The organism is Amycolatopsis lurida, assembly GCF_900105055.1.
GTDB classification, from domain to species: domain Bacteria; phylum Actinomycetota; class Actinomycetes; order Mycobacteriales; family Pseudonocardiaceae; genus Amycolatopsis; species Amycolatopsis lurida.
In genome coordinates this window covers 3,093,825-3,115,620 of record NZ_FNTA01000004.1, presented here as the reverse complement: position 1 = coordinate 3,115,620, position 21,796 = coordinate 3,093,825, and the positions used below count along the sequence as shown (strand labels likewise).

The following is a 21,796-nucleotide window of genomic DNA, read 5'->3' as shown; positions in this document are numbered from 1 at the left end:
CCCTTTCACGGGGTGGATCAGATGACCGTGAGCCTGTTCTCGAAGGTCTCGACGAGCTTGCGCCACTCCGACTGCTCGGCGTCGAACGGAGCGCTCGGCTCGAGGCGCGAGGGGTCCGGCCGCAGCACGAACGACACCAGCCAGCCGAGGCTTTCGTTGGCGGCAAGCGCGGTTTCGACGCTGTCGTCGTCGGCCCACTCGGCGGCGTCGGTGATCAGCTCGACGGCCAGCTCCAGCTGGGTCGGGTCGATCGACTCCGGGCCTTCGGCGATGTCCTCGGCGATTCCGTTCAGCACGTAGGTGTTCTCGGTGTCGACCTCGATCTCGAGCTCGCCCGCGGTGGCCTTCGTGGTCACTTCGTCCCAAGTGGACACTTCGGCGAGGTCGTTGCCCGCCAGGTCCTTGCCGTCCGCGATCGCGCGGATGAGGGCCTTCTCGGAGGTGAAGACGTCGATCTCGCCTTCGCTGCCGAGGAAGATCGGCTTGTCGTCGAGGTAGCAGCGCAGCGTGTAGTACTCGGCGCCGGAGGTGATGATCTTGATCGGGTCGATGCCGACCTCGCCCCAGAAGCCGACGGGCTCGTCGTCTTCCTCGTCCTCGTCGTCGACGTCCACGAGGTCTTCGTCGACGGCGGCCGCTTCGGCCTCGGCGGACTCCGCGAGGAAGGTCGCGAGCTCCTCCGCGGTCTGCTCCAGGACCTTCTCGTCGACGTCGGGGACGGTCACCAGGCCGTCGATCGCGTCGAGCACGGTGTCCCACTTCTCGGAGACCGCCTGCGACAGGTCCGCCCAGAGGCGCTCGCCGTCGCGGCCGGAGAAGGGCAGCGTGCCCTGGTCCAGCAGCGAGAAGCTCTCGTGCGCGTCGAGGACTTCGTGGACCTCTTCGAGCTCGCACACGTCCGCGAGCGAACGCACGATGCCGATGATCTCGGCCAGCTCGCCGAGCGTCCACTGGTCCGGCTTCTCGGCGACCAGCTCGGGGACGCCCACCAGGTCGTAGGTGTGGTCGTCGTCGGGGATGAGCTCGGGCACGTTGAGCGCCGGGACGACCTCCCACGCGGGGTGGTCGAGCAGGTCGTGCTGCTCGGAGGTCCGTACGAAGGCGGCGAGATGCGCGGCGTCCGGGAAGGCGTACAGGTCCTCCTCGTCGCCGAGGAAGGCTTCCCACTCCTCGCCGTCTTCCCGCCAGCGCGGCGCCCAGAGGGTGACGACGTCACCCTGAGGCAGGCCGAGTTCGATCGGGATGATGTCCTGTGCCATTCCTAAGCCCTCTCGGATTACCGCCTGTGTGCGCGCGACCGGGTGATGCTGCCCGATAGGTGCGCGGTACCGCGAAGCCTACGGGTTTCCGGCGGAGGGCGCGATCACCCCTAGGCAAGAAGCGACCAACGGATGGCACGATAGGTCCTCTGATGACACTTACAGACCTCCTGCCTGCGAATCCCGACCCCGACTCGCTGTTCGAAGCCTTCTCCACCTGGACGGCCGAGCGCGGGTTGGAGCTGTATCCCGCGCAGGAAGAGGCCATCATCGAGGTGGTCTCCGGAGCGAACCTGATCCTGTCGACGCCGACGGGCTCGGGAAAGAGCCTGGTCGCGGTCGGGGCGCACTTCACCGCGCTCGCGCACGGCCGCCGCAGCTACTACACGGCCCCGATCAAGGCGCTCGTCTCGGAGAAGTTCTTCCAGCTGATCGAGATCTTCGGCCCGGAGAACGTCGGGATGATGACCGGTGACTCGGCGGTGAACGCCGACGCGCCGATCATCTGCTGCACGGCGGAGATCCTGGCGAACATGGCGCTGCGGTTCGGTGCCGACGCGCCGGTCGGCCAGGTCGTCGCGGACGAGTTCCACTTCTATTCGGAGCCGGATCGCGGCTGGGCCTGGCAGGTACCGCTGCTGGAGCTGCCGAACGCGCAGTTCGTGCTGATGTCGGCGACGCTGGGCGACGTCTCGTTCTTCGAAAAAGATCTCACTCGCCGGACCGGCCGTCCGACCGCGGTGGTCACCTCGGCGCAGCGGCCGGTGCCGCTCACCTTCCGCTACGCGCTGACGCCGTTGCACGAGACGATGTCCGAGCTGCTTCACGGCGGGCAGTCGCCGGTCTACGTCGTGCACTTCTCGCAGGCCGCGGCGATCGAGCGCGCGCAGACACTGATGAGCATCAACGTCACCTCGAAGGCGGAGAAGGAGGCCATCGCCGAGATGCTCGGCGACTTCCGCTTCTCGGCCGGGTTCGGCAAGACGCTGTCGAGGCTGGTCCGGCACGGGATCGGTGTGCACCACGCCGGCATGCTGCCGAAGTACCGGCGCCTGGTCGAGCAGCTCGCGCAGGCCGGGCTGCTGAAGGTGATCTGCGGGACCGACACGCTCGGCGTCGGCATCAACGTACCAATCCGCACAGTGGTCTTCTCCGCGCTGACGAAGTACGACGGCGTGCGGCAGCGGCATCTCAAGGCGCGCGAGTTCCACCAGATCGCCGGCCGGGCGGGCCGCGCCGGGTACGACACCGACGGCTACGTCGTCGTGCAGGCGCCCGACCACGTCGTCGAAAACGCCAAGGCGCTGGAGAAGGCGGGAGACGATCCGAAGAAGAAAAAGAAGATCGTCCGCAAGAAGGCGCCCGAGGGGTTCGTCAACTGGACGGAGAGCACCTTCGACCGGCTGATCGCGGCAGAGCCGGAGCCGCTGACGTCGAGTTTCCACGTCAGCCACTCGATGCTGCTGAACGTCGTCTCCCGGCCGGGCAACGCGTTCGACTCGATGCGGCATCTACTGGAGGACAACCATTCCGACCGTCCCGCCCAGCGGAAATTGATCCTGCGCGCGATCGCGATCTATCGCGCGTTGCTCGCGGCGGGTGTCGTGGAACGGCTCGACGAGCCCGACGAGCAGGGCCGCATCGTCCGGCTGACCGTGGATCTGCAGTTCGACTTCGCGCTGAACCAGCCGCTTTCGCCGTTCGCACTGGCGGCGATCGAGCTCCTCGACGTGGACTCGCCGTCCTATCCGCTCGATGTCGTGTCCATTGTGGAATCCACTGTGGACAACCCGCGCCCCGTGCTGTCGCAGCAGCAGTTCAAGGCACGCGGCGAGGCCGTGCAGGCGATGAAGGCCGAAGGCATCGAGTACGACGAGCGGATGGAACTGCTCGAGAACGTCACGTACCCGAAGCCGCTGGAAGAACTGCTGGAGGCGGCGTATTCCCGCTACCGGCAAGGGCATCCGTGGGTCGAGGACTACGAGCTCAAGCCGAAATCCGTCGTGCGCGACATGTACGAGCGCGCGATGAACTTCGTGGAGTACATCGGTTTCTACCAGCTGGCGCGCTCGGAAGGGCTGGTGCTGCGGTACCTCACCGACACGTACGACTCGCTGAGGCACACGGTGCCCGACGAGGCCAAGACCGAGGGGTTGCAGGACCTCATCGAATGGCTCGGCGAACTGGTGCGCCAGGTCGACTCCAGCCTCCTCGACGAATGGGAAGCCTTGCGGCATCCCGAAGAGGAGGGCCCGGTTTCGACGCGGCCGCCGTCCGAGCCGCCCGCGGTCACGCGGAACGAGCGGGCGTTCCGCGTGCTGGTGCGGAACGAACTGTTCCGCCGGGTGGAGCTGGCGTCGCGGCGTGCCTACGAGACGCTCGGCGAGCTGGACGCCGCATCGGGCTGGGACGCGGACGCGTGGGAAGACGCCATCGAGGACTACTTCGACGAGCACGAATCGCTCGGCATCGGGCCGGACGCGCGCGGGCCGAAGCTGCTGATCATCGAGCAGGAGAAGGAGATCTGGCGGGTGCGGCAGATTTTCGACGATCCGGCGGGTGACCATGACTGGGGCATCAGCGCGGAGGTCGATCTGGCGGCTTCGGACGAGGTGGGCTCGGCGGTCATCCGGATCACCGCGGTGGACCAGCTGGGAGTTTCGGCCGGGTAACGAGCAGTAGCCGCCGGCGCCGGACCAGCTGCACGATCAGCACGATCAGCGACAACGCCGGCAGCGGGTAGCCCAGGAGCAGGCCCACCGTGATGTCGGTGAGCGGCGCGAGGACGGCGACGACGAACACCCACGTCGGCGCTGTCGGCAGCTTCGCGCCCGAGCGGACCTTGCCCCACGGCTTCGCCACCGAAAGCCACGCTTGGAACGCCAAAGCGCTCGCCATCAGCGCGGTACCGGAGACCAGCGCCACCGGCGCCGGTTCGCTGCCGACGGAATCCCGTAAAGCCCCCGACAGCAGGAAGATCCCGGCGTAGAGCTGGACGAGAGTGATCGCGAACTTCGCCAGCACCCACCAGTGCCGGGTGAATCCCCAGGCCGTCCCCGCGGCGAGCAGGAAACCGGTGAACGCCGACGCGTTGGCGAGTGGCGCCAGGAGGAACGTGTCGATCTCGTGCGCCATCGACGTCGCCGCGACGCGGATCGCGCCGTCATCGCTCGTCCGGCTGATCACCAGGAGGGTGAACAGCGCCAGCGCCTGTCCCATCCAGCCGACTGAAGTGACGACGTGCAGCCACACGGTCAGCTGCCGCCAGGTCCTCGTCCCCATGCCGGACACGGTCGCCTGGGCGACCGGCCCGGCGCATCGGGGACGACCCTGAAATCACACCGGAAGGGGCGGGAAGCAGGCCTGCGCGTCGTGGCCGTCGAACCAGAGCCCGACCGTGAACGCCATCGTCGCCTCCATGAGCGCGGCCCGGTCGAGGCCGCCCGCGACCAGCGGAACGCACCCGATGTCGCGGACCAGTTCACTCACTTCGCCGACCTTGTCGCCGCAGATCGGCACCGCCAGCGGACGGCCGCCGAACACCGGCGGAGTCATCCGCCAGACGTCCACGTGGCACAGGTTGAACGCCTTGACCACGTGGGCGTCCGGTGCGGCGGCGGCGATCCGGGCGGCCTGATCGGGCACCGTGAGCACGGCGCCCTCGCCGACCGCGTTGGTGCAGTCGATCAGCACCTTCCCGGCGAGATCCCCTGCGGCGGCAAGGACTTCCGTCACCGACGCGGCGGGAACGGCGAGCAGGATCACGTCACTGGCGCGGGCGGTCTCCTCCCAGGTCCCCACGCGCGGGGAGATCCTGGCGGCCTTGGCCCGGTCGCGGGCGGCGACCATCACCTCGTGCCCGGCCCTGGCCCACTGGCCGCCGAGCGCCTCCGCCATCCCGCCCGCGCCGAAGATACCGATACGCATGTGCTGCTCCCTAAGATCGAGTTACCCCATGACCGTAGAAAGCCGCGCGGGTACCGAATGGTTACCGGAGGTCCGATGAACGACGTCTTCCTCGCCGATTGCCGTGCCCGGCTGGGCTTCGACCTGATGGCGAACACGTGGAACCCGGTCGTCCTGTGGGCTTTGCGCGACGGGCCGCTGCGGCCGGCCGAACTGCGGCGACGGCTCGGCGGGATCAGCACGAAGGTGCTCACGGAGACCGTCCGGCGGCTGGAGTTCAACGGGCTCGTCAGCAGGCGCGACTGTGGCCGGACGGCGAAGGTCGAGTACTCGCTGACGGATCTCGGCACTACGTTGCTGGGGCCTATCGAAGCCTTCGGGGAATGGGCGTTCAGGTATGGCGACGAGGTGATGGCGGCGCAGGACGAGGCGAGGAGCTGAAGGACGCTTTCACCGCATGCGATGAGACGAAAGCGCCCTTCACCGCATGGGACGCGGTGAAAGCGTCCTTCAGCAACGCCTAGGCGGGCGGGCCTCGGCGAGTTTCAGCAGCGGGACGGCCGCGGCGGCGTCGGTGATCAGCGTCGAGACCATGCCCGAGCGCAGGACGGCGTCGATCGCTTCGGCCTTCGGTTCCGTGTAGCCCAGCGCGATCACTTCGGGGACGGCCAGCAGGTCCTCGGCGCTGATCGCCAGCACGTGGTGGGCGAGCCCGGTGGACATCGGCGTCCCGTCGGCGTCGAACAGGCGCGCGGAAACCTCGGCCTTGGCCCCGCGTTTCGCGATCGCGCTCCGCTCGGCCTCGTCGAGCGCGTCGTAGACCGTCGACTCCTCGGGTTTCCAGGCACCGATGCTGACGACGGCCTTGGTCAGGTTCTTGAACTGCCCGAAGGTCTCGGCGATGCCGGGCTGCCTGCGCAGCGTTTCGGTGGTGCGGCGGTCGGGGAGGACGAGCGGGCCGAAGATCGGGTACGGCTCGCCGCCGGACACCGACGCGACCCGGCTGACCGTCTCCACCGAACGGTCGCGCATGTCCATCCCCGCCTGCACCCCGCACAGCTGCACGATCGGGCATTTCGGCAGTGACTCGATCGCGTCGGTCATCGCGTTCACCGAACGTGCCCACGACAGGCCCAGGACGTCGCCGGAAGTGACGATCTCGGTCAGGAGGCGGGCGGCGAGCATGCCGATCTTGCGCCGCGCCACTTCGCGGGATTCCGGTTCCGGCGCTCGTTCGAGCACGAGGACCCGGTCGAGCCGGTACGCCGCGCGGATCTCCTCGGACAGCACGAGATCGACCGGCGCCGGCAGCCGGAACTCGACCCGGACGATCCCACTTTCCCTGGCGGTGTCCAGCATCCGCGCGACCTTGAACCGGCTGATCCCGAACTCTTCGGCGATCTCGAGTTTCGAGGCGCCCTGTTCGTAGAACCGCCGGGCCACCGCGGCCAGGCGTAGCGACTCCACCAGGCCGGGCCCCTGCTTCTTCCCGCTCATTTGAGCACTATAGCTCGAAATCCACCCGAAAGGTTGACGTAACAACAGGGAAAAGTTCACCATGCCTGAACATGCAGTCCGAAGCATAGGCCCGTCCCGCTCATTTGAGCGGAGAGAAGAGGAGCTGGCATGCGTGCCGCGATCGTGGACAAGCCCGGGGAGATCAGGGTCGGCGAGGTACCCGATCCCAAACCGGGGGATCGCCAGGTCGTCGTCAAGGTGGGTGCCTGCGGGATCTGCGGGACCGACCTCCACATCGCCGACGGGCATTTCCCGCCGACGCCCTATCCGATCGTCCCCGGCCACGAGTTCGCCGGCGAGATCGTCGAACTCGGCGCGGACGTGCCGGGCGGCTGGAAGATCGGCGACCGGGTGGCCGTCGACCCGTCGCTGTTCTGCGGCTACTGCAAGCCTTGCCGGTCCGGCCGCGGCAACCTCTGCGAGAACTGGAACGCGACCGGCGACACCGTCAACGGTGCCTTCGCCGAGTACGTCGCCGTCCCTTCGGCGAACTGCTACCGCATGCCGGACACGATGACCTGGGAGCAGGGCGCCCTCGTCGAGCCGGTTTCCTGCGCGGTCCACGGCGTACGCCGGATCGGCGTCGAGGCGGGGGAGCGGTTCCTCGTCGTCGGGGCGGGCACGATGGGGCTGATCATGCAGCAGTTGCTGCAGCGCGCGGGCGCCCACGTCACGGTGGTCGACCGCAACACGTCCCGCCTCGGCCGGGCGATGGACCTCGGCGCGGCCGCGGTCGCGGGCGACGTGAAGGACCTCGACGACGAGAAGTTCGACGCCGCCGCGGACTGCACCGGCGCCGCGCCCGCCATCGAAGCCGCCTTCGACTCGCTTCAGCGCGGAGGCCGCCTGCTGGTCTTCGGTGTCGCGCCCGCCGAAGCACGCGTCGCGCTTTCGCCGTTCCGGATCTACAACGACGAGATCACCGTCGTCGGCTCGATGGCCGTCATGAACAGCTTCGGTGCCGCGCTCGACCTGGTCGCCGACGGCGCCGTCGACACCGCCGCGCTGCTCACCGACACCCTGCCGCTGGAGCAGTACCCCGACGCTCTCGACCTCATGCGCAGCGGCGCCGGCCTGAAGGTGCAGGTCATACCGGGAGGCGAAGGTGCGTAAAGCAGCCGCTCTGCTCGGGGTCCTTCTCCTGACCCTCACCGGTTGCGCCGGAGCGGGCGCGCTCGGGACCGGCGACCGGACGCTCGTCGTCGCGATCGTCGCGAACCCGCAGATGAAGGACGCCATCGAGCTTTCCGGCGAGTTCGAGAAGGCGAACCCCGGCGTCAGCCTCAAATTCGTGTCGCTGCCGGAAAACCAGGCGCGCGCGAAGATCACCGCGTCGACGGCCACCGAAGGCGGCGAGTTCGACGTCGTCATGATCAGCAACTACGAGGCGCCGCAGTGGGCCGCGAACGGCTGGCTCGAGAACCTCGGCCCGCATATCGCGGCGAACCCGTCCTACGACGCCGACGATTTCATCCCGAGCATCAAGGAATCGTTGTCGCACAACGGCTCGCTGTACGCGGTGCCGTTCTACGGTGAGTCGTCGTTCCTGGCCTACCGGAAGGATCTGTTCGAGCAGGCCGGGATCACCATGCCCGCCAAGCCGACGTGGACGCAGATCGCCGAGTACGCCGCGAAACTCGACGACAAGGCCAAGGGTATCGCCGGGATCTGCCTGCGCGGCAAGCCCGGCTGGGGCGAGAGCCTCGCGCCGTTCACCACGGTCGCGAACACCTTCGGCGCGCAGTGGTTCGACAAAAACTGGAACGCGAAGCTGACCAGTCCCGAGTTCAAGGCCGCCGCCGAGTTCTACGTGAACCTCGTGCGGAACCACGGTGAGGTCGGCGCGTCGAGCGTGGGCTTCTCCGAATGCGGTACGCGCTACACACAGGGCCAGGCCGCGATGTGGTACGACGCCACGGTCATGGCGGGCACGAACGAGGACCCGTCGGCCAGCAAGGTCGTCGGGAAGTCCGGTTACGCCCCGGCGCCGGTGGAGAAGACGCAGTCGAGCGGCTGGCTCTACACCTGGGCGCTGGCGATCCCGAAGGTCGCGAAGCACAAGGACATCGCCTTCAAGTTCATGTCCTGGATGACCGACAAGGCGTACGTGCAGCGGGTCGCCAAAGAGTTCGGCGACTGGAACCGCGTTCCGCCGGGCGTGCGGAAATCGACGTACGACATCCCTGAATACCGCGAGGCCGCCAAGGCCTACGCGCAGCCGACGCTGGACGGGATCGCGGACGCCGACCAGCGCAAGGCGATGGTGAATCCGGTGCCCTACCCCGGGATCCAGTTCGTCGGCATCCCCGAGTTCCAGGATCTCGGCACCCGCGTGAGCCAGCAGCTTTCGGCGGCGATCGCGGGCCAGATCACCGTGGACGAAGCACTCGAGCAGTCACAGGAGTACGCGCAGACCGTCGGCAAGTCGTACCAGGAGGTGCAGTGATGGCCACGATCTCCGCTCCTGCCCGTCCGGAGCCCGCCCACGCGAAAAAGGCGGCTCCGAAGCGCGGCACCGATACGCCGTTCAAACGACGGCTACCGCTCCTGCCCGCGCTGCTGTTCGTCGTCGCCGTGACGCAGTTGCCCTTCGTGCTGACGGTGATCTACTCGTTCCAGTCGTGGAACCTGGTGCGCCCGGGCTCGCGGCATTTCGTCGGACTGCGGAACTACATCGACGTCTTCGCCGACTCGACGTTCCTCGGTGCGCTGCTGAACACCGTGGTGCTGACGGTCGTGTGCGTGTTCTTCTCGTTGCTGCTCGGCTTGGGGCTGGCGATCCTGCTGGACCGCAAGTTCCTCGGACGCGGAGTGGTCCGCACCCTGCTGATCACGCCGTTCCTGATCCTGCCGGCGGCGGGCGCGCTGCTGTGGAAGACGACGATGTTCGATCCGACCTACGGGTTGCTGCACTTCGTGTTCGGTACCGACGTCGACTGGCTTTCGGAGTTCCCGCTGGCCGCGGTGATGGCTCAGGTCGTCTGGCAGTGGACGCCGTTCATGATGCTGCTGATCCTGGCCGGGTTGCAGAGTCAGCCGAAGGACGTGCTGGAGGCCGCGTCGGTCGACGGCGCCGGCCGCTGGCGGACGTTCACCGCGATCACGCTGCCGCATCTGAGCCGGTTCCTGCAGCTGGCGACGCTGCTGGGCGCGATCTACATCGTGAACAGCTTCGACGCGATCTTCCTGATGACGCAAGGAGGTCCGGGGACGGCCAGTACGAACCTGCCGTTCTACATCTACCAGCGGGCGTTCCAAGGTTTCGACATCGGGCAGTCGTCGGCGATGGGAGTGATCGTCGTGATCCTGACGATGATCGTCGCGACCTTCGCGCTGCGGCTGATGTTCCGCACGTTCTCGGTCCAGGGAGGCGCGAAATGAAAAGCCGCTTCGGCCCCGGCGCGCTGACGGTCGCGACCTGGGTGATCGCCATCCTGTTCGTGTTCCCGCTGCTGTGGATGATCCTCACGGCCTTCAAACAGGAGGCCGACGCCTACACCGACCCGCCGCGCCTGTTCTTCACCCCGACCCTCGACCAGTTCGCGGGTGTGCTCGAACGCGGCTTCCTGCCGTATCTGTCGAACTCGGCGTTCGTGACCGTCGTTTCGACCCTTTTCGTTCTGCTGCTGGGAATCCCGGCGGCGTACGCGCTTTCGCTGGCGCCGGTGAAGGGGACGAGCAACGCGCTCGGCTTCTTCCTGTCGACGAAGATGCTGCCCATCGTGGCGGCGATCATCCCGCTCTACGTGATCTCGCAGAACACCCGGCTGCTGGACAACGTGTGGGCGCTGATCATCCTGTACACCTCGATGAACCTTCCGCTGGCCATCTGGATGATGCGGTCGTTCTTCCTTGAGGTGCCGCACGAGATGATCGAGGCGGGGCGGATCGACGGGGCGACCCTGCCGATCCTGCTGCGGAAGATCATCATGCCGGTGGTCGCGCCCGGGGTGGCCGCGACCGCGCTGATCTGCGTGATCTTCTCTTGGACCGAGTTCTTCTACTCGGTCAACCTCACCGCCGCGCGGGCCGGGACGGTGCCGGTGTTCCTGGTCGGGTTCATCACCAGCGAGGGCCTGTACTGGGCACAGCTCTCCGCGGCCGCGCTGCTCGCGTCGCTGCCGGTGATGATCGTCGGCTGGATCGCGCAGAACCACCTGGTGCGGGGCCTGTCGATGGGCGCGGTCAAGTAAGGCCTGGGTCGGGGTGGTCGTGAGTGGTAAGTGTCGTTAGAACGACACTTACCACTCACGACCCCCGCGCCCCACGCCTTAAGCGAGCGACAAGGCCTGCCCCGGGCAGATGTGCACGGCGGTGCGGGCGTTTTCTTCCGCCTCTTCGCCTTCAGGCTCGGCGTTCAGCACGAGGACCGTTCCGTCGTCCTCGCTCTGATCGAACAGATCGGGATCGGTGAGCACGCACTGGCCCGCGCCCACGCATTTCCCGGTGTCCGCGATGATCTTCATGGCTCCTCCTACCAGGTGACCGGAAGGGCGTGGAGGCCGTAGATCGTCGAATCGTGCTTGAACGGCAGTTCGTCGACCGGAACGGCGATCCGGAGGCCCGGCACTCGCCGGAACAACGTATCGAAGACGATCTGGAGTTCCAACCTCGCCAAGTTCTGGCCGAGACACTGGTGCACCCCGAATCCGAACGCGACGTGATGCCGCGCGCCGCGTTCGATGTCGAAGGTGTCCGGGTTCTCGAAGCCGTCCGGATCGTGGTTGCCCGCGTTGCTCAGGCCCACCACCCCTTCCCCCGCGCGGATCAGCGTTCCGCCGATCTCGACGTCCGCCGTGGCGAAGCGTGAGGTCGCCGTTTCCGCGATCGTGAAGACCCGCAGGAGTTCCTCGATGGCGGCGAGGGTCTTGCCGGGGTCTGCCTTGATCTTCGCGAGCTGATCGGGATTCTCCAGCAGGGTCACCGTGCCGAGCGAGATCATGTTCGCCGTGGTCTCGTGTCCGGCGATGAGCAGCAGGAACGCCAGCCCGACGAGTTCACCGTGGTCGGCCTCGCCCGTTTCCCGCTGTTTCAGGATCTGACGGCCGAGGAGGTCGTCCTCGGTGGCGTTCGCCTCCTTCTTGGTGACCAGTTCGTCGAGATAGTTTTCGAGCTGCTCGAACGCGGTCATCCGTTCTTCGGCGGTGACCTCCCGGCTGAGCATCCTGGAACTGCAGGACTGGAAGAACTCGTGGTCCGAATAGGGGACGCCGAGCAGTTCGCAGATCACCAGCGAGGGAACGGGCAGGGAAAGCGCCTGGACGAGATCGGCGGGTTTGGGGCCCGCGAGCAGGGCGTCGAGATGTTCGTCGACGATCTGCTGAATTCGCGGCTGGAGCGCCTTCATCCGCTTGACGGTGAATTCCCCGACGACGTCACGCCTGGCCCGGCTGTGTTCCGGCGGATCCATCGCGATGAGGGAGGGGCGGAACGGCTTGTCCTCGCGGCGGATCTGCCGCGCGACCATCAGCGGGAACGACGGGCTCTGCCGGTCGGAACTGAAATGCGGGCTGCTCAGCATTTCGCGGATGTCTTCGAGCCGGGTGAGCGCCCAAGCCGTTTGACCGGACGGGAGACCGACCCGGGAAACCGGACTTTCCCGGCGAAGCCGTTCGTATTCGGGCGGCGGCGAAAACGGGCATTTCCGGGCCAGCGGCAAGGTCGCGGTGGTTTCCTCGACGTCAGTCATCGGGTTGTCCTTCCCCAGATGTCGGGTGGGTTCGGGCGGAATCGGACAGGGGGCCCCAAAAACGTATGCGGATGGATTCATTCCGCTTATGCCACCAAGGTACTCAAGCGGAGGCAGGTCGTCCACTCGCGAAGGGGTGGTTTCCCGGGAGGCGTGAAGGGCACGCCCCTACGTGCGAGAATCACGGCCCTGAAGGACCCTTCGAGAGGCGAGGATCATGACAGCCGACCCCGAGACCCGCTTGCGCGCCGACGCGCGCCGGAACCGGGATCAGATCCTGGCCGCCGCGAGAGCCATCTTCGCCGCCCAAGGCGCCGAGGTCCCGATGGAGGAGATCGCGCGGTCGGCCGGTGTCGGCGTCGGCACGCTGTACCGGCGCTTCCCGGACCGCGACGCGCTGATCCGGGCGGTCGCCGTCGACAACTTCGATCGGGTCCTGAGGGACGCGAAGGCCGCGAGGGATCAGGAGGCCTCGGACTGGGAGGCGCTGATCCGGCTGCTGCACCAGTCGATGGAGCTGCAGCTGAGCATCCAGCTCGCGATGGTGTCGCCGCGGGCGCTGGCGATCCTGAAGAGTGACCCCGCGATCAAGGCCCTGCGTGACGAGTTGTTGCTGGTGATGGACGCTTTCGTCCGGGGCGCGCAGGCCGAGGGCAAGCTCCGGACGGACGTCGCCACCGGCGACGTCGCGATCCTGTTCGCGACGTTGCTGCGGCAGATGCCGGGCAAGGGCGAGGAGGTCGCGCGGATGGCGACCCGGCGCTGCATCGGGATCATGATCGACGGCCTGCGGGCCGTCGGCACGAACGAGCCACTGCCGGGCCGGGCGCTGACCGGGGCCGATCTGGATCCGTGAGCCCCCGGCCAGCGGCGCGGCGAGGCGTTGCGAAAGCCACTTTCGCAACCTTCAACGTTGCGAAAGTGGCTTTCGCAACGCCGGCGGCAGAAGGCAAGCGGGCGGGTGGGCACCGGTGAGCCCCCCCGGCGCAAGTAGGTGACTAATTGCGCCGGGGAAGGGGTGTCCAACTGCGCAAAGGACGTGGGTCAGACGCCCAGCGGGTGCCAGACGGTCTTCGCCTCCAGGTACCGCCGCAGCCGCGAGATGTCGGCGTCGGCGGTCCAGTCCGGCTCGGTGTCCGGGACGGTCAGGACCCGTTTCACGGTCCCCGCGGCTTCCCGCGCCAGGTCCGCCCGCGCGGACGGCTCGGCGCCGGTCGGGTCGAGGGCGTTGACGTCCCCGTGCGACGCGAGCCACGAGCCCAGCTCCGACGCGCGGCCGGTCAGGATGTTCGCGACCCCGCCGGGCAGGTCGGACGTCGCCAGGACCTCCGAAAGCGTGATCGCGGGCAGCGGCCGGTCCGCGCTGGAGACGACCACCGCGGTCGAGCCGGTCGCCAGCACCGGGGCCAGCACGCTCACCAGGCCCAGCAGCGACGACTGCTGCGGCGCCAGCACACCCACGACGCCGGTCGGTTCCGGCACGGTGAAGGAGAAGTACGGGCCCGCGACCGGGTTGGCCCCGCCGAGCACGGTCGCGATCTTGTCCGTCCAGCCCGCGTACCAGACCCAGCGGTCGATCGACGCGTCCACAAGGGACTGAGCCTTCTTCGCCGCGACGCCTTCGGAGGCCGAAACCTCCGCGACGAACTGGTCGCGGCGGCCTTCCAGCATCTCCGCCACCCGGTACAGCACCTGGCCGCGGTTGTACGCGGTCGCCACCGACCAGCCGCCGAAAGCCTTGCGGGCGGCCGAAACCGCGTCGCGGACGTCCTTGCGGGATGCGTGCGAGGCGTTCGCCAGGAACTTGCCCTTGGTGTCGGTGACCGGATACACGCGGCCGGATTCCGAGCGGGGGAACTTGCCGCCGATGTAGAGCTTGTAGGTCTTCGCCACCGAAATACGGTCAGACATCGAGGTAGGCCTCCAGTCCGGTGCGTCCGCCTTCGCGGCCGAAACCCGACTCCTGGTAGCCGCCGAACGGCGCGGCGGGATCGAAGCGGTTGAACGTGTTGGCCCAGACGACACCGGCGCGGAGCTGGTTCGCCATCCAGAGAATGCGCGAACCCTTCTCGGTCCAGATCCCGGCCGAAAGCCCGTACGGCGTGTTGTTCGCCTTGGTGACGGCCTCGTCCGGAGTGCGGAAGGTCAGCACCGAAAGCACCGGCCCGAAGATCTCCTCGCGGGCGATGCGCATCGACTGCTGAACGTCGGAGAACACGGTGGGAGCGAAGAAGAAACCACGTTCCGGCACCGGGCACGGGCTGGTCCAGCGCTGCGCGCCCTCGGCGTCGCCGGATTCCACCAGGCCCTTGATCTTCGCGAGCTGTTCGGCGGAGTTGATCGCGCCGATGTCGGTGTTCTTGTCCAGCGGGTCGCCCAGCCGCAGCGTCGAGACGCGGTAGCGCAGCTTCTCGAGCAGCTCTTCGGCGATGGACTCCTGCACCAGCAGGCGCGAGCCCGCGCAGCATACGTGGCCCTGGTTGAAGAAGATCCCGTTGACGATCCCCTCGACGGCCTGGTCCAGTGGCGCGTCATCGAAGACGACGTTCGCCGCCTTGCCGCCCAGCTCCAGCGTCAGCTTCTTCGCGGTGCCCGCGATCTGGCGCTGGATGGCCTTGCCGACCTCGGTCGATCCGGTGAAGGCGACCTTGTTCACGTCGCCGTGGCCCACGAGCGCGGCGCCGATGTCCCCGGCGCCGGGCAGGATGTTCACCACGCCGGGCGGGAGTTCGGCCTGCTGGCAGATCTCCGCGAACACGAGCGCGGTCAGCGGCGTGGTCTCCGCGGGCTTGAGCACCACGGTGTTGCCGGTGGCCAGCGCGGGCGCGATCTTCCACGCCAGCATCAGCAGCGGGAAGTTCCACGGGATGACCTGGCCCGCGACGCCGAGCGGCTTCGGGTTCGGGCCGTAGCCGGCGTAGTCGAGCTTGTCGGCCCAGCCGGCGTGGTAGAAGAAGTGCGCGGCGGCCGTCGGCACGTCGGAATCGCGCGATTCCTTGATCGGCTTGCCGTTGTCGAGGCTTTCCAGCACGGCCAGTTCCCGCGACCGCTCCTGGATCAGGCGCGCGATGCGGAACAGGTACTTGGCGCGTTCGGAGCCCGGCATTTTCGACCAGACGCCTGTGTATGCCTTGCGTGCGGCCTTCACCGCTGTGTCCACATCGGACACCGAGGCGGTGCCGACCTCGGCGAGCACCTCTTCGGTGGCCGGGTTGATCGTCTTGAGCGGCTCACCCGAGCCGTCGACGAATTCGCCGTTCACGAACGGCCGGTAATGCGGTTTGAGGTTCGCGAGGTCGCGCGATTCGGGCGCGGGCGCGTACTCGAAGATGCCCATGGATCAGTCCACCGTCACGTAGTCGGGACCGCTGTAGTGGCCGTCGGCCTGGGTGCGGCGCTGCAGCAGGAGGTCGTTGAGCAGGCTGGACGCCCCGAACCGGAAGAGATCCGGGTTCAGCCACTGCTCGCCGGCGACCTCGTGCACCGCGACCAGGTACTTGATCGCGTCCTTGGTCGTCCGGATGCCACCGGCCGGTTTGACGCCGCGCAATTCCCCGGTCTGGACGAACCAGTCGCGGACGGCCTGCAGCATCACGTGGGTGACCGGCAGCGTGGCGGCGGGCGAGACCTTGCCGGTGGAGGTCTTGATGAAGTCTCCGCCCGCCAGCAGCGCGAGCCAGGACGCGCGGCGGACGTTGTCGTAGGTGGCGAGCTCACCGGTTTCGAGGATGACCTTGAGGTGAGCGCTGCCACAGGCGGCCTTGATGGCCTGGATCTCCTCGAAGACCTCCAGGTAACGGCCTTCCAGGAACGCGCCGCGATCGATCACCATGTCGATCTCGGCGGCGCCCGCGTCGACGGCGATCTTGGTGTCGGCCAGCTTGATCTCGCGGCTCGTGCGGCCCGCCGGGAAGCCGGTGGCCACACTCGCGACGTGGATCCCGGTGCCGCGAAGCGCCTCGACAGCTGTCTCGACCATGTCCGGGTACACGCACACGGCCGCGACCTGCGGGGTGTCCGAACGTTCCGGATCCGGCCGCATGGCCTTCGCGGCGAGCGCGCGGACCTTGCCCCGGGTGTCGGCGCCTTCGAGGGTCGTCAGGTCGACCATCGAAATGGCGGTGTCGATCGCCCAGAGCTTGGCGGCCTTCTTGATGCTGCGCGTGCCGAGTCCCGCCGCCCGCTGCTCGACGCCGACCTGGTCGACACCAGGCAGCCCGTGCAGGAACCGGCGCAGGCTCGCCTCGTCGCGAGTCGCGTCCGCCAGCGGCGACGGGGTGGCCGTCGCCGCTGACGAGCTGGTCGTAGCTGTCATACGGGTGAGTGTAAGCGGCCTACAGGCTGGGCACCGGGGCCTGGGCGACCGCCCTGGTCGGGACCACCGGCGAGCAGAACTCGGAGATCATCGGCAGCTGACGCTTGAGCGCGGCCTCCGGCGACGCGGTGAGGTCCACGGTGGCCAGCGTGGAGATGTTCTTGCCCGAGTCGTCGTGGAAGCTGAGGGTGGCGAACCCCGGCAGATCGCCGCCGTGTCCCCAGATGGAGATGTCCTCGGCGCAGGCGCCCGCCGTCTTGAGGTTCAGCTTCATCAGGCCGAGGCCGTACTCCATGCCGCCGCCCACCGGGACCGTCTTCCTCATCTCGGCCACCAGATCGGCGGGCAGCAGGCGCCCGCCGAGCAACGCCTCGAAGAAGCGGTTGAGGTCCTTGGCCGAAGACACCATGCCGCCCGCGCCGAAATAGCGCGAGTAGTTGTAGGTGGTGACGTCGGTGAGGCCGCGCGGCGCGTCGTACAGCTGCTCGTAGCCGCGGGCGGCCGGGCGGAGCAGGAACGGGAAGTCGCGGGGGAGCGAGGTGTCGCGCAGGTGCAGCGGCCCGGTGACGCGCTCGGCCAGCGCGCGTTCCAGCGGCTTCCGGGTGACCTTCTCGACCAGCAGGCCGAGGACGTTGTAGCCGGTGTTCGAGTACGCCCAGCCCGTTCCGGGTGTGAACTGCAGCGGCTGCTTCGAGACGCTCAAGCGGATCTGGTCGTCGCTGTCGAAGTGCTCGAAGCGTTCGGTGTCGACCTCCGGCCCGGACGCCCAGGAGTCCTCGGGCGCCAGGTCGCGCGGGAGTCCGCTGGTGTGCTGCAGCAGCTGGCGGACGGTGATCGGCTCCGGATACGGCAGCAGCCCCGGCAGATGACGCTGGACGGGCTCGTCCAGCGCGACCCGCTTTTCCGCCACGAGCTGCAGGACCAGCGTCGCGACGAACACCTTCGACACACTCGCGATCCGCCAGCGGCCCGACGCGTCGGGCTTACCCGGCCGGTCGATGTCCGCGACGCCGCTGACCCCGCGGAAATCGTCGGAAACGGCGACCATGCCGGGGATGCCCGCGGCGACCGCCGCGTCCATCGCGGTTTGGCGCGGATCGGCGTTCTCGGCGGCCACCGCCGGGAAGGCGGTGACGGAAAGCAGTGCGGCACAAGCGATCGCGACGAAACTTCGGCGCATGTGGTGAACCCCCAGTCCAGGTCAGGCTTCCAGTTCGGGTACGTCCTTTTTACGCGGTTTCCGCTTCACGACGACGCCGCCCCAGAACGCGAGGCCGGTGATCTTCACGGTCGGCGCCGTCGGCGGCGCCGGGGGAGTCCCGGCGCGATCCTCCAGTTCGAAGGCGCCCATGAAACCGATTCCCGTGACGTCCACGTTGATGTCGTCGGGCACGATGATGTCGATCCCGCCCATGATCGCGACCGCGGTGATCGTCGAGTGCTTCTCGGCGAACCGCGCGTGCCGCAGATCGAGCTCGGCGCCGCCCCAGAACGCGAAACTGTTGTGCTGCGGCGGGACCACCCAGCTGCCTTTGCGCGACGCCCCCGACATGACGGCGATCGAGGCGCCGGAACCGGGATGCCCGCCGATGCGGTCGTCGGGCAGGCCCAGCGCGCGCGACGTCGCCGGCTCGATCGCCGACCGCGAATGCTGGGGCAGATCCGCGGTGACCGGCTTGAGGTCGCCGACGGTCTTGGCCGCGTAGACGACGGTGAGCCGTTCCTCCAGCTCGTTGATGGTGATGCGTCCTTCGGACATCGCCGCGTGCAGCACCTGCGCGACCTGCTCGCGGTCGGCGTCGGAGATGCGCATCTGTTCGGGGCCCGGCAGGGCCGGCTCTTCACTCACCTGGAGGAGCCTAGCGCCGAGGAGAAGGCCAAGCGTCCATCTTCTGGCCGACAGTGGCATCCTCCGGTGATGGGGAACTCACTACCCGGCGCCGTCGAGCTGCCGGACGGGATCAAGGTGCGCGGACGGGGCCTGGGTCGCCCCTGGCCGGAAGGGCCCGCGCCGGATTTCGGACTGTATTTGGGCGGCGCGAAACTGCGCCGGAAGCACGATCACAAAATGGACTGGGAACGGGCGTGGATCCGCTGGCCCGACTTCCTCCTGCCGACGGACTGGGCGGACGCGCGGCGCCGGATCGTCGACCTGCACACCAGGGCGGCGGCGGGCGAAGGCGTCGAGGTCGCCTGTTACGGCGGAGTGGGACGGACCGGCACGGTGCTGTCCTGTCTCGCCACCCTTTCGGGGCTGAGCGCCGACGAGGCGGTGGCGTGGGCGCGGGCCAACCACGACAAGCGTTCGGTGGAGACACCCTGGCAGCGCCGTTGGGTCGGCTGGTTCGCGCGGCAGGCGTGACGGGCTAAATTGACCGGCATGGATGTGCACGTCGTTGATCACCCGCTGGCCAAGGCCAGGCTCTCCACCATGCGCGACGCGCGCACCGACAGCGCCGCCTTCCGCGCGGCGCTGCACGAACTGACCGTCATGCTGGTCTACGAAGCCACGCGCGACATGCCCGTGCGGATCGAGCGGATCCACACCCCGGTGGCGCGCACCGACGGCTACGCGCTGGCGAGCCCGCCGCTGCTCGTGCCGGTGCTGCGGGCCGGGCTCGGGATGGCGGACCAGGCGCACAAGCTGATCCCGGACGCCCAAATGGGTTTCGTCGGCCTCGCGCGTGACGAAGAGACGCTCAAGCCGACGCCGTATCTGGAGTCGTTGCCGGAATCGCTCGCCGACCGGCCGGTGATGGTGCTCGACCCGATGCTGGCGACCGGCGGGTCGATGGAGTACACGATCCGGTTGCTCACCGACCGGGGCGCCACCGACGTCACCGCGATCTGCGCGCTGGCGGCTCCCGAGGGCATCGAGCATCTGAAGAAGACCGGGCTGCCGCTGCGAGTGGTGACCGCGAGCATCGACGAGCGGCTGAACGACTCCGGGTTCATCGTGCCGGGCCTCGGGGACGCGGGGGACCGGCAGTACGGGGCCGTCTGACGCCGCCGGATCGCGTTTAGCCCGCTGAACGCGATCCGGCCGGTTCACAACAACTCCGCCGTTGCCGGTCACTGACAGATGTGACCAGAACAGTGACCGGAACGGTGGGGGTGCCGGTGGACTCGTGCGAACCTCCTCCCGACAGGAGCGACACGGAGCTTTGGCGGGCGGCCGCGGACGGTGATCACCCGGCGTTCACCGAGCTGTTCGAGCGCCACGCCCAGTCGGTGTGGAACCACGCCTACCGGCTGACGGGGTCGTGGGCGTCGGCCGAAGACCTGACGTCGTCGACGTTTCTCACCGCTTGGCGGCGCCGGGCGGACATCACGCTCGTCCGCGACAGCGCGCTGCCCTGGCTGTACACCGTCGCGGGAAATCTCGCGCGCAGCGAACACCGCAGCACCGGGCGGCGGCTCCGGCTCGTCCGGCGGCTGCCGGAACCCCGGTCGGTGTCCGACCACGCCGACACCGTCGTCGACCAGCTCGACGGCGAAGACCGTCTTCAGCAGGTGCTCGCCTTGGTCGCGAAGCTGCCGAAATCGCAGCGTCAGGCCGTCGAACTCTGCCTGCTCGGCGACCTCTCCTCCGGCGACGCCGCCGAACTGCTCGGCGTCGCCGAGGTGACCGTTCGCGCCCACATCTCGCGGGCCCGTACGCAGCTGCGGGCCGCCCTGGAGGAGAAATGACCGACGACCTCGGCCTGCCCGGCAGGCGCGAACTCCCTCCGGAAGTGCTGGACAACCTGCGGATGTCCCTGCGGGAGGGGATGGGAAAACCCGAACGGCGACGATGGCCGATCGCCGCCGCCGCGGCCGCCGTCGTGCTGGTCCTCGCGGGGGCTCTGGTCACGACCGTGCTCATCCGGGAGCCGGACCGGCAGGGTCCCGTCGTCGCGAATCCTGACTTCTCCCTCGACCGGCCGAAGGCGGAGGAGGCGATGAACCGATGCTGGGCGGCGCTCCAGACCCGGGGCAGGGCCGCGAGCTTCCCCGCCCGTGACGCATGGGTGCCGCAATTCACCGTCGCCCCTTCCTGGACGTCCGTGACGGTCGTCGCGGTGCGCGCGGGCGACAAGACCTTCTTCTGTGAAACGACGTCGATCACGGTGACGGTTTCCGACCCCGACACCGTCCCGTCCTACGCGACGGGGACCAAGACCGCGGCGCTGCTGACGAGCCACGCCGGAACGGTCGCCGGGGTGGCCGACCCGGGCTGGGAGAAGATGGAGATCTTCAGCCGGACCGCCGATTCGACGGCCTCGTCCGAGGTGCCGATCTTCCGGAACGGAAACCTGTTCGTGCTGCTTTCGCAGTCCAAACCGTCGCGGACCACGTACTCGGTCGGGCCGTACACCGGACAGCCGGGCGACGGTGTCACCGTCGCGCCGCACGCCCTTCGGCCCGCGCCCGAACCGGCTGTGACGGAGATCGACCGCGTCCCGCCCGTGGTGCCGGATCGGGGCACACCGGCGGGGGAGTTCTTCCAGACCTGCGTGGAGGGGGCGGCCGAACCGCTGCCCGACGTGGACGTGTACGAGACGGGGACGCTGCTCGAAGGCGATGACGTCAAGGTGGTCGCCGCCCGGCTCGGCGACAGGTTCGTCGTCTGCCAGGGCGGGCTCGGGTATCGCGACGGAACGAGCGAGTACTACCGCCTCTTCTCCGACCAGACGACCGAGCGGCGGCCGGTGCGCAAACTTTCGACCGAAACGCTCGGCGGCTCCGAGCAGGGCGGGGCCGACAGCGCGAAGAATCCGTTCATCGGGATCGTGCCGCGGACCGCGACCACGGTGAAGCTCGATTTCGGGGCGGGCAAGAAGGTCGACGCGACGGTCACCGACGGGACTTTCGCGGTCTGGCGACCGGAAAGCACGGAGGCCATGGATCCGAACGCGCAGGTGGGCGTCGTCGTCCTCGATGCCGGAGGGAAGACGCTCCACGAGGGCACCCTGCCGCTCTACTGACCTGCGGGATCGCGTTTAGCCCGCTAAACGCGATGTGGGGGTGGGTCGCGTTTAGCGGGCTAAACGCGACGGGTGCGGCGGATCGCATTTAGCCTGCTAAACGCGATCAGGGCGGCGGCGGGTCGCGATTAGCCCGCTAAAC

21 protein-coding genes and 1 pseudogene are annotated in these 21,796 nt (G+C 68.2%); 11 read left to right on the top strand and 11 right to left on the bottom strand.

All coding sequences use genetic code 11. From position 1 onward, the window contains the following. Positions 1 to 17: 17 nt before the first annotated feature. The gene (locus tag BLW75_RS19525; protein ID WP_034304620.1) at positions 18 to 1,259 is read right to left on the bottom strand and encodes a hypothetical protein; all 1,242 of its coding nucleotides are present in this window, start codon (positions 1,257 to 1,259) and stop codon (positions 18 to 20) included. A 152-nt stretch (positions 1,260 to 1,411) separates the two neighbouring features. On the opposite strand from BLW75_RS19525, the gene BLW75_RS19520 reads away from it, so the two are divergent. After that, positions 1,412 to 3,931, top strand: coding sequence for a DEAD/DEAH box helicase (locus BLW75_RS19520; protein ID WP_034304622.1), 2,520 nt, complete (start codon positions 1,412 to 1,414; stop codon positions 3,929 to 3,931). Here the strand turns inward: BLW75_RS19520 and BLW75_RS19515 are convergent. Together BLW75_RS19515 and BLW75_RS19510 are read right to left on the bottom strand one after the other, a co-directional pair. Continuing rightward, positions 3,894 to 4,541, bottom strand: a complete 648-nt coding sequence (locus BLW75_RS19515; RefSeq protein WP_034304626.1) for a hypothetical protein — start codon at positions 4,539 to 4,541, stop codon at positions 3,894 to 3,896. The two genes, BLW75_RS19520 and BLW75_RS19515, sit on opposite strands and share 38 nt — an antisense overlap. A 54-nt stretch (positions 4,542 to 4,595) precedes the next feature. After that, positions 4,596 to 5,192: pseudogene (locus BLW75_RS19510) on the bottom strand (NADPH-dependent F420 reductase); the annotation flags it as partial. A gap of 69 nt (positions 5,193 to 5,261) precedes the next feature. On the opposite strand from BLW75_RS19510, the gene BLW75_RS19505 reads away from it, so the two are divergent. Next, positions 5,262 to 5,606, top strand: coding sequence for a winged helix-turn-helix transcriptional regulator (locus tag BLW75_RS19505; RefSeq protein WP_034304630.1), 345 nt, complete (start codon positions 5,262 to 5,264; stop codon positions 5,604 to 5,606). Positions 5,607 to 5,675: 69 nt separating this feature from the next. On the opposite strand, the gene BLW75_RS19500 is transcribed toward BLW75_RS19505, so the two are convergent. Continuing rightward, positions 5,676 to 6,662 (bottom strand): sugar-binding transcriptional regulator, encoded by a 987-nt coding sequence (locus tag BLW75_RS19500; RefSeq protein ID WP_034304632.1) that lies wholly within the window; start codon positions 6,660 to 6,662, stop codon positions 5,676 to 5,678. 129 nt (positions 6,663 to 6,791) lie between these two features. Between BLW75_RS19500 and BLW75_RS19495 the strand changes: the two genes are divergently transcribed. The 4 genes from BLW75_RS19495 to BLW75_RS19480 are packed head-to-tail and all read left to right on the top strand — an operon-like array spanning position 6,792 to position 10,876. Next, positions 6,792 to 7,796, top strand: coding sequence for a zinc-dependent alcohol dehydrogenase family protein (locus BLW75_RS19495; protein ID WP_034304635.1), 1,005 nt, complete (start codon positions 6,792 to 6,794; stop codon positions 7,794 to 7,796). Continuing rightward, positions 7,789 to 9,129, top strand: coding sequence for an ABC transporter substrate-binding protein (locus BLW75_RS19490; protein ID WP_034304638.1), 1,341 nt, complete (start codon positions 7,789 to 7,791; stop codon positions 9,127 to 9,129). The genes BLW75_RS19495 and BLW75_RS19490 overlap by 8 nt, the downstream gene beginning before the upstream one ends. Then, entirely contained in the window at positions 9,129 to 10,064 is a 936-nt protein-coding gene (locus BLW75_RS19485) for a carbohydrate ABC transporter permease (protein ID WP_034304641.1), read from the top strand. The genes BLW75_RS19490 and BLW75_RS19485 overlap by 1 nt, the downstream gene beginning before the upstream one ends. After that, complete coding sequence (locus BLW75_RS19480; RefSeq protein WP_034304644.1) at positions 10,061 to 10,876, top strand: carbohydrate ABC transporter permease; 816 nt, start codon at positions 10,061 to 10,063, stop codon at positions 10,874 to 10,876. Before BLW75_RS19485 ends, BLW75_RS19480 begins: the two co-directional genes overlap by 4 nt. A 78-nt stretch (positions 10,877 to 10,954) precedes the next feature. Here the strand turns inward: BLW75_RS19480 and BLW75_RS19475 are convergent, their stop codons facing one another. Further along, a complete protein-coding gene (locus BLW75_RS19475) occupies positions 10,955 to 11,149 on the bottom strand; it encodes a ferredoxin (RefSeq protein WP_034304647.1) in 195 nt (64 codons plus the stop codon). An 8-nt stretch (positions 11,150 to 11,157) separates the two neighbouring features. After that, positions 11,158 to 12,372: a cytochrome P450 gene (locus BLW75_RS19470; protein WP_034304651.1), complete on the bottom strand. Its 1,215-nt coding sequence runs from the start codon at positions 12,370 to 12,372 to the stop codon at positions 11,158 to 11,160. A 217-nt stretch (positions 12,373 to 12,589) separates the two neighbouring features. Here BLW75_RS19470 and BLW75_RS19465 point away from each other — a divergent pair, with 217 nt between their 5' ends. After that, a complete protein-coding gene (locus BLW75_RS19465; RefSeq protein ID WP_034304653.1) occupies positions 12,590 to 13,228 on the top strand; it encodes a TetR/AcrR family transcriptional regulator in 639 nt (212 codons plus the stop codon). Positions 13,229 to 13,416: 188 nt separating this feature from the next. Here the strand turns inward: BLW75_RS19465 and BLW75_RS19460 are convergent, their stop codons facing one another. From BLW75_RS19460 to BLW75_RS19440, 5 genes are read right to left on the bottom strand one after another with little or no spacing between them, the layout of a single operon-like run. After that, positions 13,417 to 14,283 (bottom strand): aldehyde dehydrogenase family protein, encoded by an 867-nt coding sequence (locus BLW75_RS19460; RefSeq protein WP_034304655.1) that lies wholly within the window; start codon positions 14,281 to 14,283, stop codon positions 13,417 to 13,419. Further along, a complete protein-coding gene (locus BLW75_RS19455) occupies positions 14,276 to 15,709 on the bottom strand; it encodes an aldehyde dehydrogenase family protein (RefSeq protein WP_034304658.1) in 1,434 nt (477 codons plus the stop codon). Before BLW75_RS19455 ends, BLW75_RS19460 begins: the two co-directional genes overlap by 8 nt. A 3-nt stretch (positions 15,710 to 15,712) precedes the next feature. Beyond that, entirely contained in the window at positions 15,713 to 16,687 is a 975-nt protein-coding gene (deoC, locus tag BLW75_RS19450) for a deoxyribose-phosphate aldolase (protein ID WP_034304661.1), read from the bottom strand. A gap of 19 nt (positions 16,688 to 16,706) precedes the next feature. Continuing rightward, positions 16,707 to 17,867: a serine hydrolase domain-containing protein gene (locus tag BLW75_RS19445; RefSeq protein WP_034304664.1), complete on the bottom strand. Its 1,161-nt coding sequence runs from the start codon at positions 17,865 to 17,867 to the stop codon at positions 16,707 to 16,709. 21 nt (positions 17,868 to 17,888) lie between these two features. Beyond that, positions 17,889 to 18,500: a DUF1707 SHOCT-like domain-containing protein gene (locus tag BLW75_RS19440; RefSeq protein ID WP_034304666.1), complete on the bottom strand. Its 612-nt coding sequence runs from the start codon at positions 18,498 to 18,500 to the stop codon at positions 17,889 to 17,891. 105 nt (positions 18,501 to 18,605) lie between these two features. On the opposite strand from BLW75_RS19440, the gene BLW75_RS19435 reads away from it, so the two are divergent. From BLW75_RS19435 to BLW75_RS19420, 4 genes are all read left to right on the top strand, one after another. Beyond that, positions 18,606 to 19,049 (top strand): protein-tyrosine phosphatase family protein, encoded by a 444-nt coding sequence (locus BLW75_RS19435; RefSeq protein ID WP_034305048.1) that lies wholly within the window; start codon positions 18,606 to 18,608, stop codon positions 19,047 to 19,049. An 18-nt stretch (positions 19,050 to 19,067) separates the two neighbouring features. Next, positions 19,068 to 19,691 carry a uracil phosphoribosyltransferase gene (gene upp, locus BLW75_RS19430; protein WP_034304667.1) on the top strand — a complete coding sequence of 208 codons (624 nt, stop codon included), beginning with the start codon at positions 19,068 to 19,070 and terminating at the stop codon, positions 19,689 to 19,691. 92 nt (positions 19,692 to 19,783) lie between these two features. Further along, a complete protein-coding gene (locus BLW75_RS19425; RefSeq protein WP_091597894.1) occupies positions 19,784 to 20,377 on the top strand; it encodes an RNA polymerase sigma factor in 594 nt (197 codons plus the stop codon). Further along, positions 20,374 to 21,654 (top strand): hypothetical protein, encoded by a 1,281-nt coding sequence (locus BLW75_RS19420; protein ID WP_034304672.1) that lies wholly within the window; start codon positions 20,374 to 20,376, stop codon positions 21,652 to 21,654. The genes BLW75_RS19425 and BLW75_RS19420 overlap by 4 nt, the downstream gene beginning before the upstream one ends. Positions 21,655 to 21,796: the final 142 nt, after the last annotated feature.